12 protein-coding genes and 1 tRNA gene are annotated in these 11,707 nt (G+C 61.6%); 6 read left to right on the top strand and 7 right to left on the bottom strand.

Features of this window, described 5'->3' with window-relative positions; genetic code table 11:
• Nucleotides 1–212: TetR family transcriptional regulator (locus D0550_RS10290; protein WP_116809095.1), on the bottom strand; the 212-nt coding region annotated here is incomplete at its 3' end.
• Between the two features lie 579 nt (nt 213–791).
• On the opposite strand from D0550_RS10290, the gene D0550_RS10285 reads away from it, so the two are divergent.
• The 3 genes from D0550_RS10285 (at nt 792) to D0550_RS36340 (ending at nt 3,180) form a co-directional block, all read left to right on the top strand.
• Nucleotides 792–868, top strand: a tRNA-Arg gene (locus tag D0550_RS10285).
• 430 nt (nt 869–1,298) lie between these two features.
• A complete protein-coding gene (locus tag D0550_RS36345) occupies nt 1,299–3,017 on the top strand; it encodes a methyl-accepting chemotaxis protein (protein ID WP_116809094.1) in 1,719 nt (572 codons plus the stop codon).
• 40 nt (nt 3,018–3,057) lie between these two features.
• Nucleotides 3,058–3,180 (top strand): hypothetical protein, encoded by a 123-nt coding sequence (locus D0550_RS36340; RefSeq protein WP_275129231.1) that lies wholly within the window; start codon nt 3,058–3,060, stop codon nt 3,178–3,180.
• A gap of 9 nt (nt 3,181–3,189) precedes the next feature.
• Here D0550_RS36340 and secD read toward each other — a convergent pair whose 3' ends face one another.
• The 3 genes from secD to nhaR all read right to left on the bottom strand — a co-directional run bounded on the left by secD (nt 3,190) and on the right by nhaR (nt 6,934).
• Nucleotides 3,190–5,505, bottom strand: coding sequence for a protein translocase subunit SecD (secD, locus tag D0550_RS10275; protein ID WP_116809093.1), 2,316 nt, complete (start codon nt 5,503–5,505; stop codon nt 3,190–3,192).
• Between the two features lie 90 nt (nt 5,506–5,595).
• Entirely contained in the window at nt 5,596–5,931 is a 336-nt protein-coding gene (locus D0550_RS10270; protein WP_116809092.1) for a hypothetical protein, read from the bottom strand.
• A gap of 88 nt (nt 5,932–6,019) precedes the next feature.
• Nucleotides 6,020–6,934: a transcriptional activator NhaR gene (nhaR, locus tag D0550_RS10265; RefSeq protein WP_206606189.1), complete on the bottom strand. Its 915-nt coding sequence runs from the start codon at nt 6,932–6,934 to the stop codon at nt 6,020–6,022.
• 116 nt (nt 6,935–7,050) lie between these two features.
• On the opposite strand from nhaR, the gene D0550_RS10260 reads away from it, so the two are divergent.
• The 3 genes from D0550_RS10260 (at nt 7,051) to D0550_RS10250 (ending at nt 10,133) form a co-directional block, all read left to right on the top strand.
• Nucleotides 7,051–7,452: a GreA/GreB family elongation factor gene (locus tag D0550_RS10260; RefSeq protein ID WP_116809103.1), complete on the top strand. Its 402-nt coding sequence runs from the start codon at nt 7,051–7,053 to the stop codon at nt 7,450–7,452.
• Between the two features lie 28 nt (nt 7,453–7,480).
• A complete protein-coding gene (locus D0550_RS10255) occupies nt 7,481–8,365 on the top strand; it encodes a universal stress protein (RefSeq protein ID WP_116809091.1) in 885 nt (294 codons plus the stop codon).
• Nucleotides 8,366–8,444: 79 nt separating this feature from the next.
• A complete protein-coding gene (locus D0550_RS10250; protein WP_116809090.1) occupies nt 8,445–10,133 on the top strand; it encodes an AMP-binding protein in 1,689 nt (562 codons plus the stop codon).
• Here the strand turns inward: D0550_RS10250 and D0550_RS10245 are convergent.
• The 3 genes from D0550_RS10245 to D0550_RS10235 all read right to left on the bottom strand — a co-directional run bounded on the left by D0550_RS10245 (nt 10,130) and on the right by D0550_RS10235 (nt 11,646).
• Nucleotides 10,130–10,531 carry a SirB2 family protein gene (locus tag D0550_RS10245; RefSeq protein ID WP_116809102.1) on the bottom strand — a complete coding sequence of 134 codons (402 nt, stop codon included), beginning with the start codon at nt 10,529–10,531 and terminating at the stop codon, nt 10,130–10,132. The two genes, D0550_RS10250 and D0550_RS10245, sit on opposite strands and share 4 nt — an antisense overlap.
• 124 nt (nt 10,532–10,655) lie before the next feature.
• A complete protein-coding gene (locus D0550_RS10240; protein WP_116809089.1) occupies nt 10,656–11,234 on the bottom strand; it encodes a porin family protein in 579 nt (192 codons plus the stop codon).
• A gap of 211 nt (nt 11,235–11,445) precedes the next feature.
• Nucleotides 11,446–11,646 (bottom strand): DUF2905 domain-containing protein, encoded by a 201-nt coding sequence (locus tag D0550_RS10235; protein ID WP_116809101.1) that lies wholly within the window; start codon nt 11,644–11,646, stop codon nt 11,446–11,448.
• Nucleotides 11,647–11,707 lie beyond the last annotated feature (61 nt).

The following is an 11,707-nucleotide window of genomic DNA, read 5'->3' as shown; positions in this document are numbered from 1 at the left end:
GCAGCGTCAGATGTGTATAAGAGACAGACTTTCAGCTCGGCAGCGATCGTGTCGAGAGTGGTCGCTTCATAGCCCTGTGCAAAAAACAACTCACGTGATTGCTCCAGAATCCGCCGCCGCTTGAATTCCTGAACCTCGGTTCGTAATTCATGCTTGTGCGACTGCACTTCCGTTTTCTTATTTGCCTTCGAGGCGCTCACCCGCGCAGCCATAAACTTCCCTCAGCGATACTCGTGCAAAAAAGCCGGTGAATGATGAGGCAGAACGACAGTCATCGCAATCAATCGCTGTGCTGTGATGCTGTCGGAAAATTCGCCAGTCGCTGCTGGCGATTCATTTGTACAGATCGTCGACACTCGCGCGCGTGCGCACCGTCGGTGCGTTCGCCATCATCGATGCGAGCGATGCGCTCACTGGGTCGACACGGGCGTGGCGACGCACTCGCGAGGGTGCGTGGCGCGCGCGGGCTGGTGGCGGGCGGGGCAAAGAATTTTGCGGCCTTCCAGCACAGAGTAGCTGCATCTGCCGATTGTTGTGGTAGGATGCGCGCCCTCGCGGCGAATGCGCCCGAGAATGTCAGCGGATGGCTCGGCAAAGGGTTCGGTGGGATCTGGTAAGTAACTGATCCTGCTAAGGAAAAAGCCCTCAGCGTCGAGACGGCCCCGAAACGGCCGGCGACTCCAGCCCCGCTTGCGACATGGCCCCGCTGCCCCGATCCGGCTCATGCAAGTGAACGGCATTCGGCCTGCGGCGGATGGATGGGCGGCTCAAGCCGTCGGCCAGGTCAGTGTGCGCCCGTAGCTCAGTTGGATAGAGCGCATGGCTACGAACCATGAGGTCGGGAGTTCGAATCTCTCCGGGCGCGCCATTCTTCACATACCTTCGACACTCGCTCCACGACGCAGTCCCTGTGGTTGCGGGACCAATCAGCAAGCGTTCGCCATGCCGGGCTGCAGCTCCGTCTGCACTCGCGATCCCATCGATGTTTCCTATCTGCTCGCGCGCCGCGCGGTTTTATTTCGCGAACGCGTGAGAGTTCGTGCACTGAGACAACAGATGACATTTTGGCTCAGTGTCTCAACGCTCTCTTTCGAAATGTTTCGAAGTCATTGTGATCGACTTGAGCGCGATCGCCCGCCTTGGATCGGAGGGTCTTCTCAACCATTGCCCGACTAGCCGTGTCAGGCTCGACCTGAAAAAGGCGTTCTGCTCTCAAGAACCTACCCGCCGGTGTCGAAGTGTTACCCATCGGGTTAATGCGAAGGCGATGAGGCAGAAACAGGCATGGGCGGGACGTCATGAGCTTTTCGAGACTGAGAATCAAAGCACGGCTAATGGTGGCCTTCGGCATCATCGTCGCGGTCCTGATCGGTCTGATCGCGGCCGCAAAGGTCAGCCAGGTCAAGCAGCTCCACTCGCAGGAAATGAACATCCATACCTACGAGGTAATTCAGCGAGCCGATCGTATCCTGCAGTCGCTGATCAACATGGAGACCGGCCAGCGCGGGTACGTGATCACCGGCACCGATTCGTTCCTCGAGCCGTTCCAGGATGGGCAGAAGGGGTTCAAGGACAGCTTCGATGCAATTCGAGAGCTGACCTCCGACAATCCGGCGCAGCAGCGTCGGCTGGATGAATTGAATCGCTTGCTGCAGGAATGGACGCAACAAGCCGTAGAGCCATCGTTCGCATTGCGTCGGCAGGTGAACGCCGGTACCAGCTCCATGGACGAGCTAGTGCAGTTCGAGCGCGAGGCGCGTGGCAAGCAGGGCATGGATGCAATGCGTGCCAGGCTCTCTGAGATCGTGGACGTCGAGAGCGACCTCCTTGACGAGCGAACGGCCATCGCTGCCGCTGCTCGCAAGACGCTGGATCTCGTGCTCCTGGGCGGCGGCGCGCTCGCGATCGCATTGTCGATGGCACTGGCCTTGCTAATCGCCCGCAGTGTCGTGAATCCGCTGCGCCAGGTGCTGCGCGCAACCGAAGACCTGCGCGCCGGCGATGGCGATCTGACCTACCGTGTGCCGCAGTTGAACGCGGAATTTGGCGAGATTTCCAGCTCGCTCAACGGCTTCATCGAAAAGCTGCATGACATCGTAACGACGACGAAGTCGCTATCGAGCGCCATTTCGACGGGTACGCTGCAAATCGCCCGTGGCAACGACGATCTGAGTCAGCGCACGCAAGAGCAGGCCGCGGCGCTCGAAGAAACTGCTTCGAGCATGGAGCAGATGACCGCGACGGTGAGACAGAATGCGGACAATGCTCGCCAGGCGAATCAGCTGTCGACCAACGCACGCTCGCATGCGGAGAAGGGTGGGGCTGTCGTGCAGCGCGCGGTGCAGGCGATGGAGGAGATCAACGGTTCGAGCCGTAAGATCGCGGACATCATCAGCGTCATCGACGAGATCGCGTTCCAGACGAACTTACTCGCGCTCAATGCGGCGGTTGAGGCGGCTCGCGCGGGTGAGCAGGGCCGCGGATTCGCGGTCGTCGCGAGCGAAGTGCGCAGTCTCGCTCAGCGCAGCGCCACGGCAGCGAAGGAGATCAAAGATCTCATCAAAGATTCGGTCGACAAAGTGCAGGTCGGATCGGAGCTGGTCGACGAGTCCGGGCGCACGCTCAACGACATCATGGAGGCCGTGAAACGCGTTAGTGACATCGTGGCCGAGATTACCGCGGCGAGCGACGAGCAGGCGCAGGGTATCGATCAAGTCAACAACGCCGTGTCGCAGATGGACGCGACGACGCAGCAGAACGCGGCGCTGGTCGAACAGGCGTCGGCGGCGAGCAAGACGTTGGAGCAGCAGGCGCAGGGCCTGGTGGAGCAGGTGGGACAGTTCCGTACCATCGAGTTGTCTGGTGTGCCAGTCAAGCCGACTACCAACACGCACAAGTCCGCAGTTACGCCGATGCGTCGTCCGACGCAGCCGTCGAGGCCCGCCCTGAGGCAAGCAGCTGCGACTGCGCCGGTCGCGAAGGTGAGCGGGCACGATACGGCCTGGCAGGAGTTCTGAGCATGACCTCCGAGCCGTCGGCCTTCGCGCACGACTCGGGTTGCCCCGCACGAAGGTGGCCGCCACCACAGTGATGGTCGTTCTCACGGTGCTCGTCGGCGACGGGCACCGTGAGTTCGACTTGGTCGTGGATGCTGTGTCCGATGTCACCGACCCCGCGTGAGCTTGCGCATCATGGCGTGACCTCCTGCATAGGAGCAGCAGGACGCTGTTTGATCCGCTCGCCGAGGAACAACAGGATCGGCGCGGCGATGAACACAGACGAGCTGGCGGCCACGATGATGCCGAACACCATCGGCACGGCGAAACTGGACACGGTTGCGCCACCCCACAGTGCCATCGGCAGCATGGCGAGAAATGCCGTCGCCGAGGTGAAGATCGAGCGAGCCAGCGTTTCGTTGATGCTTCGGTCGATCATCTGACGCAACGGAAGGTTTGGATACAGCCGCATGTTCTCGCGCATACGGTCGTACACCACCACCTTGTCGTTGACCGAATAGCCAATCAACGTCAAGAGCGCGGCGATCGCGGTCAGGTTGAACTCCAGCCCGGTCAGCGCGAAGAAGCCGATCACCTTGGTGGTATCGAGCACCAGGGTCGCGATGGCGCCCACGCCGAAATGCCAGTCGAAGCGGATCCAGATGTAGATGAACATCGCGACGCTCGCGAACAGCACGGCGAGAATGCCCGCATCCGTCAGCTCGTCGCTGATCTTCGGGCCGATGATGTCGACCCGGTCGAAGCTCGCTGTGGGCTCGGCTTCGAGGATGGCTGCTTTGGCGCGCTCGGCAACTTCGGTTTGCGCCGAGGCTCCCGCATCGGGCTGCTGCTGAATGCGGACGAGAATGGTCGTGCCACTGTCGTTGGCCTGCTGCAGGCTCACTTCGCCGAGGTCGGCTCGTTCCAGATGAGAGCGAAGCTCCGCCAGCTGCATGGCTGCAGGCGCAGAGGCTTCGATGATGGTGCCGCCGGTGAAATCTACGCCGTAGTTCAAGCCAGGCTTGACGAACAGCAGCAGCGAGGCAACCGATAGCACCAGCGATACGCCGAGGCCGACGAAACGCGCACGCATGAACTGGAAATTCGGCGTCGCGCTGCGCCAGCGCGCGGGCAGCAGCGAGCCGATGATGAACTGTTTCGGCCGCTTCCATCGCAGCCACAACGACATGATCGCTTTGACGACTGCGACCGCCGTGAACAGCGAGATGCCGATGCCGAGCGCCATGGTCACGGCGAATCCTTGCACCGGCCCGGAGCCGAGCCAGAACAGCAGCGCCGTCGCAATCAATGCGGTGACGTTGGAATCGACAATGGTGGAATAGGCGCGATCGAAGCCATTCTTCAACGCCGCTTGGGCCGACTTGCCATTGCGTGTTTCTTCACGAATGCGTTCGTTGATCAGAACGTTTGCGTCGACCGCCAGGCCAATGCCCAGCACGATGCCGGCGATACCCGGCAACGTCAGCGTAACGCCGAGTAAGGTCACCGCGGCAAGGGTGAGCAGGACGTTCACGAGCAGCGCCAGATTGGCGACGACGCCCCAGCCGCGATAGAGCACGGTCATGAATGCCAGCACGAACAGCAGGCCGGCAGCGCCCGTGACCGCGCCCATGCGAATGGCATCACTGCCGAGATCCGGCCCCACCATGCCTTCCTGAATGATGTGCAACGGTACCGGCAACGCGCCGGCGCGCAGCAGCGCGGACAGCGAACTGGTCTCCGCTGTGGTGAAGTTGCCTGTGATCTGCCCTGAGCCGCCGATGATCGGCTCCTGGATCACCGGAGCGCTGATGACTTTGCCGTCGAGCACGATGGCGAATTGCCTGCCGACGTTGTCGCTGGTGATCTTGGCGAATTCCTTGGCGCCCGCGTCATCGAAGCGGAACGAAACCACTGGTCGGCCGGTGCGGCTATCGAGCCCGCTATTCGCCTGTACGAGTCGCTCGCCCTGAAGCATCGGGCGCTGTTGCAGGACGTATTCGATGTCTTCATCCGATGCTGGAACGCGGATGGTGCCAATGGCTGGCGTGCCTCGGCCGGGCACGCTCCACGATTCGACACGGTGGAACGTCAGTTTTGCGGTGCTGCCCAGCAAGGTCCGAATCGCGGCTGGATCTTGCAAGCCCGGCAGCTGCACCAGAATGCGACTGGTGCCGAGTGCCTGCACCGTAGGCTCGGCGACGCCGATGGCGTCGATACGCCGTCGGACGATCTCGATACTTTGCTGAAGTGCCGACTGCCGACGCGCAAGCGCGGCGCTGGCATCGAGACCTTCCTCTTCGATTTCCTTTTGCAGCGCGCGCTCGTCGATCTCGAGCACCATGTGCGCGCCACCACGCAAGTCCAGTCCCAGTGCGACCTGCTTGCGCGGCAGCCAGTCAGGCCACGACTCCACTTGCTGAGCAGTAAAGAGGCTGGGTAGTGCGATGAATGTGCCAACGGCGATGATGAGCCCGTACAGCACGAGCTTCCACTTGGATGGAACCACGAGATTCTCCCGTTCGATCTACGCGACGCGCGCGCATGCCGGCCGTCACTGCGTCAGGCAGCGATCTCGACCGGAACGAAATGACACCGATCAGGTGTTTGCGGGAGGCGCTCTGGGTTGAGCGGGGGAGTGAGTCGGCCGCGCAATGGGCCGATGAGTCGTGATGCCGAGCCACGGCACTGGCTCGAAAGAGACTTCGGCGATGAGCTTGGGTGTGAGTGCAATCGGCACGCTGCCGTCGCGCATTGTCTCAGCGCGGCGGCGATCGTTTGTCTGCAGCGACAGATGCCGATTCGCCGAGGCAACGGTAGCCGGCAGATCGGTAGCATCGAAAATGCCCGTTGCGAACGACCCAGCCTGCGCCGGATTCAGCAACGCCGCCCACCAGACGACGGCGATGAGCGCGAGCCACGTGGGCCCGCTCATGCTCGAAATTCGCGTCTGTGATGTGAGTGGCGTATGCATTGGTACACGGCAGGCTAGAGCATGTTTCGATCTCGGGCAACTCACGAGCTCAATTTTGCGAGAACAACTGACGGGCGTTGTCCGTCATCGCGGCCACGGCGGGATGTTTGATCTTGCGTTCCGCCGAGATGGCGTAAAACTCCGATTTCACGCCTTTTGCCAGTCCGATGCGCACGAATCCGTGCTGCCGGCGAAAGGATGATTCCAGCACGGAGGGCACCGGCGCGAAGCCATGTCCTTCGCGCGCGAACTCACGCAGCATCGCGTAGTCCTCGAACTCGCCGAGCAGCAGCGGGCGCACGCCTTGACGATCGAGCCATTGGTCGAGCGCGCGACGGATCGCAGTGTCATCGGTGGGTAACAGCACGGGTACTCCGTCCAGAGACTTCGGAAAATCACGGCGCAGCGTCTTGGCCAAAGTGGGCGTCGCCATCCAGTAGACATTGCAGCTGCCCAGTGGATGACTGTAGGCACGAACGTTAAGTGAGGGCGTAACCGGGGAATCCGAGAGCACCACGTCGATTTCGTGAATCGCCAGATCGGCGACCAGCCGCTCCAGGGTCCCTTCGCGGCAGATGACGCGCACCGACTGCTTCAATTGCAAACCCGGCTCGACGATGCGATAAGCAATCTCCTTCGGCAGCACGTCGTCGATGCCAATCAGCAATTTCAATGGGCGCGACGACGGGCGCTGCTCGAGGGCTTCCATCAGTTCCTGACCGAGTCCGAAAATCTCGTTCGCATAGCTGTAGACCATGCGGCCGACTTCGGTCGGCACGAGCGTGCGGCCCGACTTCACCAGCAGTTTCTCGCCGAGGCGCTCTTCGAGCGTGCGCAGCTGCGCACTGATCGTCGGCGCGGCCAGTGCGAGTTCTTCGCACGCACGCGTGAGACTGCCCGTACGCACCACCGACCAGAAGTACAGCAAATGCTGGTAGTTGAGCCTCCGTATCACGGCATTCATGGCGTCTCCAGGAAGCTAGAAGCTTCGACAGTAGCGAACGGATTACAAGAATAATTCTAATTGATCGAACTGAGCATAGCCTGCACCATGCTCTCAAACCTTGCTAGGAGTGAATGATGCGTGATCATCCGATCGTGATTTCCGAGCCCGATGCCCGCGTGCTGCGCGGTCTGCTCGCTCGTGCCGCCCAAGGCCATGATCAGGAGCATCTGGAAGAGCTGAGCCTGGAGCTGGAGCGTGCCCAGGTGTTGCAGCCCGAGCAGGTCGCAGCCGACGTGGTCACGATGCACAAGCCGCTACGCATTCTGGATTTGAGCAATGGCACGCGGCAGGAGCTGACGCTCGTGGGTCCCGCCGAGGCCAATGTCAGTGCACGTCGTATTTCTGTGCTGGCGCCGCTCGGTACCGCGCTGCTCGGCAACCGAGAAGGCGATGAAGTCGAATGGCAGATGCCGGGCGGCGTGCGTCGCTTGCGAATCGAATCCGTGCAGCCGGTAGTGCTTGCGGGAGCTCATTAGCGATTGCAGAGGTGAGGAGGGCGCGTAGATGCCGAGACTGATGTGTGCGACTGATTTGTTGCCAAAGAGCGAAGCTGCGCTCGACCGTGCGGGAATGCTCGCCGAACAACTTCACGCACCGCTGTCTCTGTTGCACGTGGTCGTACCGACGATCTCCGAGCTCAATCTCGAACAGTCGCTGCAGCAAGCCATCGCAGGTCTCAACTCGCGCGCTCGTGCTCCGGCCTGGCGTTTCGGTCCGCCGCCCGAAGTTGCGGTTCGCACCGGCAGCCCGGCCCGCCTGATTCTCGATTCGATCGACAAGCAACGAGTCGATCTGCTGGTCGTCGGGCCGCATCGCAAGCGCGGCCTGCGCGATGTGCTCGAAGGCACGATTGCCGAAAAGGTTCTCAACACTCGGCAATGTCCATTGCTCATGGTGCAGCGGCCCGCTGAAGCCGAGTATCGACAGGTCCTGTTAGCGCTCGACGTCGCGGAGGAGTCCGGCGCAGCCGTGCGGGCGGCAGAGAGTCTGGTTCTGAATGATCGAGCGCAGGCGATGGTGATGCACGTCGTCGAGCCTCCGTACCAAGGCATGATGCGTTCCGCCGGCGTAGGGACCGAGGAAGTCATCTCCTACGTCAACCATTCCAGGCGCGAAGCCGCGGCAGAGATTCGCGATCTGCTCCGGCGTACCAGCGCCGATCACACCCGTTATGGCGTGGTGATTGGCGACAGTCATCCGGCCCGCGCCATCCGGCGGGCCGTCGAAATGTATCAGCCCGATCTGCTGGTGATGGGAACGAGCAGCGGTCGCGTGCGTCGGGCCCTGATCGGCAGCATTGCGAGCCAGGTCATGGATGCCGCCGGCTGCGACGTGTTGGTCGTGCCGCGTGGCTCGTCGGTCCCGGCCCAGGCATCAAGTCTGCACTGAGCGAGAATCCTTTCGACATTGCCTGCGCCCCCGGGCGTGTGATGACATGTCGGCGTCGTAGTGGGTCGAGGACGCTGAGATGACGAACCAGGCATTCTTGCAGGCGCGCGACCTGTTGCTGCGACATCGGGAAGACTATGCGACGGCAGTCGACTCATTTCACTGGCCGCAACCCACCGAGTTCAATTGGGCGCTGGACTGGTTCGATGCGCATCTCGCCGCCGGCGAGCGAGGCAATCGGACCGCACTGAAAATCGTCGGTAGCGACGCGGCGACCAGAACGTTCCGCGAGCTTTCTGAGCAATCCAGTCGCGTCGCCAACGGCCTGCGTGAGTTGGGCGTCAAACGTGGCGACCGCGTGTTGATGATGCTCGGCAACTGTGCCGCGTTGTGGGAACTGATGTTGGCGTGCATGAAGCTGGGTGCCGTCACGATTCCCGCGACCACTCTGCTGACTGCGGATGATTTGGCCGAACGCGTGCGACTGGGCGGCGTGCGCTTCTGGATCACGGATGCCGAGTTGGCTGAAAAGTTTCAGGATCTCGACTTGCCGGTGACGCGCGTCGTCGTCGGTGATCGCAAGTCAGGCTGGATCAGTTACGCCGATCTCGCGGCCGGCGCAGCGGAGTTCCGGCCAGACGGCGTGACTCGCGCCGACGATCCGCTGCTGCTTTATTTCACGTCGGGCACGACGTCGAAGCCGAAGCTCGTCTCGCACACGCACGCCAGTTATCCAATTGGTGCACTGTCCACGATGTACTGGTTGGGGCTGCGCCCTGGCGATGTCCATATGAATGTGTCCGCGCCGGGATGGGCGAAGCACGCGTGGAGTTGTTTCTTCGCTCCCTGGAATGCGGAAGCCACGGTGTTCATCGCGAACATCGGTCGCTTCAATGCATTGACGCTGCTGCAGGCGATGACGCAGAACGGTGTCACGTCGATGTGCGCGCCGCCGACGGTGTGGCGCATGCTGGTCCAGGAAGACCTTGCGCCTCATCGCGGCGTATTGAACAACCTGTGTGGTGCCGGCGAGCCGCTGAATCCAGAAGTCATGGATGCGGTGGCGCGCGCCTGGGGATTGCAGATTCGCGATGGCTTCGGTCAGACCGAAACCACTTGTGTCATTGGCAACTCGCCCGGGCAAAGGATCAAACCGGGCTCGGTGGGTCGTCCGCTACCCGGTTACGAGGTGATGCTGCTCGACCCGGAGGGCAATTCAGCGGACGAAGGCGAGATCAGTTTGCGCTTGAATCCTGCGCCCACCGGCTTGATGCGTGGCTATCAAGATGAGACCGGCACGGTGCGCAAGCTCGAAGGCGCCGTCTACCGCACCGGTGATATCGCCAGCCGCGACAGCGATGGCTACATCACGTACGTTGGTCGTGCCGACGACGTGTTCAAATCATCGGACTACCGCATCAGTCCCTTCGAGCTGGAGAGCGCGCTGATCGAGCACGCGTTGATCGTGGAAGCGGCGGTGGTGCCGGCACCGGATGCGATGCGACTGGCCTTGCCCAAGGCCTACATCGTGCTGGCCGCGGGAGCCGAGTCGAATCGCGAAATGGCGCTGTCCGTGTTCCGTCACATTCAGAAGGTACTCGCACCGTACAAGCGAGTCCGCCGCATCGAGTTCACGGCCTTGCCCAAGACCATTTCAGGAAAGATCCGCCGCGTGGAGTTGCGGCGTCTGGAAGTGGAGAGAGCGCGCGTGGGCGAGCGCTCCGCGGGTGAGTTTCGCGAGGAGGATTTCCCCGAGCTGCGCGACTAGGTCAGCAGCCCGCTGAATATCCCGACGGGGCTGTGCGCACGGGCAACGCTGATGATGAACGCGTACACGAGCAATGCCGCCACCCAACACATGACGCGGATCTTTTTCGTCGAGCCGCGTTTCAGGGCGAGCGTGCCCAGCACGATGTAAACGACGAGCAGCAGCACCTTCACGGTAAGCCAGCCATGCACGAAGGGATACTGATGCAGCATGGTTGCGAGCATCAGTGCGGCGGTTAGCAGCGCCGTGTCGATGGCGTAGGTCAAATAGCGCACCGGCGCCGCCATCGCCCAGGTCATGCCAGCGTGTAGCGAAGCGCCGCGGAGGAAGAACAGCAGGCCGCTGGCCATGACCGCGGCGATATGAACCGATTTGATTTGCGGATAGAACTCGATCATCCCGTCGACCCGAGGCGTGATGTAGATCCAGCTGGATCGTAACATTCAGAGCGCAGGTCATGATCGTGCGTCAGGCGATCCGGGCCATCCTTGGCCCGGTGCGAGCTCGTTGGCTCGGTCGATATCAGAACTTGTACACGCCGTTCACCGACAGAATGCTGAAGTCGCCATCAGCCATGTCGATATTGTCGTACTCGCCGCGCAGCTCGAACGACGGGCCGACGTTGAACGCGATACCGGCGCCCCAGGCAACGTCCTCGTCGTCGAAAGTGGCCGAGTCGATCACATCGCCGTTCACGCGGCCCTTGAGCTCCGACTCGTACGAAGCGTAGCCGAGCTTGCCGTACACGGAGACGTAATCGCCGATCGGCAGGCGGCCGATTACCGAAGCGATCAGGCCAGTGGTGCCGATTTCGATGTCGCCTCGGAAGCCAGGGACGCTGACGACGGTCTCTTTCGGCTTGCCGCCATCGAAATAGGCCGCTTCAATTGCGAAATACTGATTGAAGTTATAGCCGCCGAACACCTTGAACGCGGTGTCGTCCGCATCGAACCTGAAATCATCGACCTCTTCGTCGAACTCGATCGTCGCCGAACCGATGCCGGCACCGACATAGAAGCCGGGTTGGATTTCGGCAAGAACGGTCGTGCTCGACAGCAAACCGAGCAGTGCCAGTCCGTTCAAAGCCATTCGCTTGTACATTAGAAACTCTCCCTTATGCGACCTCGGGCGCGAGCACCCTGCTCTCGTCTTCCGAGGGCTGCGGCAGTATGCCGAGGGCGGCCGCCCGCAGTCGCATGGCAGGGGTATCAGGAACTTAAATCTGAGAGGCGCATCACGAGTTGCGCCGTGCGAAATATTCCGGCCGGGCCAGCCCAGGCGCCTTTTGACGAAACAATCGCCGCAGTCGGCGTCACTTCCTGAAGAACATCAGGATCAGCGAGATGAGCAGGCTGATGATCACCATCGTGGTCAACGGGAAGAACAGCTTGAAGCCCGGCCGATCGATCAGGATGTCGCCGGGCAGCCGGCCGATGGGTAGCTTGGAAATCCATGGCCAGGCCAGACCGACCAGTGCGATCACCAGCCCCAGCACGATGAGTGAGCGTTGCATGCGACCTTCTCCGCGGCGCCGCGCGGTAACCACGATGTGCGACGTAGCGGGATCATAGGCC

The sequence above is a fragment of the Steroidobacter cummioxidans genome (genome assembly GCF_003104955.1).
This window is presented reverse-complemented; position numbering and strand designations above follow the sequence as displayed.

Excerpts from the sequence above, each read along its gene's own strand:
- D0550_RS10240 (WP_116809089.1), bottom strand. The coding sequence starts at position 11,234 with ATGTACAAGCGAATGGCTTTGAACGGACTGGCACTGCTCGGTTTGCTG.
- D0550_RS10255 (WP_116809091.1), top strand. The coding sequence starts at position 7,481 with ATGCCGAGACTGATGTGTGCGACTGATTTGTTGCCAAAGAGCGAAGCT.
- D0550_RS10245 (WP_116809102.1), bottom strand. The coding sequence starts at position 10,531 with ATGATCGAGTTCTATCCGCAAATCAAATCGGTTCATATCGCCGCGGTC.
- nhaR (WP_206606189.1), bottom strand. The coding sequence starts at position 6,934 with ATGAATGCCGTGATACGGAGGCTCAACTACCAGCATTTGCTGTACTTC.
- D0550_RS10270 (WP_116809092.1), bottom strand. The coding sequence starts at position 5,931 with ATGAGCGGGCCCACGTGGCTCGCGCTCATCGCCGTCGTCTGGTGGGCG.
- D0550_RS10260 (WP_116809103.1), top strand. The coding sequence starts at position 7,051 with ATGCGTGATCATCCGATCGTGATTTCCGAGCCCGATGCCCGCGTGCTG.
- D0550_RS10235 (WP_116809101.1), bottom strand. The coding sequence starts at position 11,646 with ATGCAACGCTCACTCATCGTGCTGGGGCTGGTGATCGCACTGGTCGGT.
- D0550_RS10250 (WP_116809090.1), top strand. The coding sequence starts at position 8,445 with ATGACGAACCAGGCATTCTTGCAGGCGCGCGACCTGTTGCTGCGACAT.
- D0550_RS36345 (WP_116809094.1), top strand. The coding sequence starts at position 1,299 with ATGAGCTTTTCGAGACTGAGAATCAAAGCACGGCTAATGGTGGCCTTC.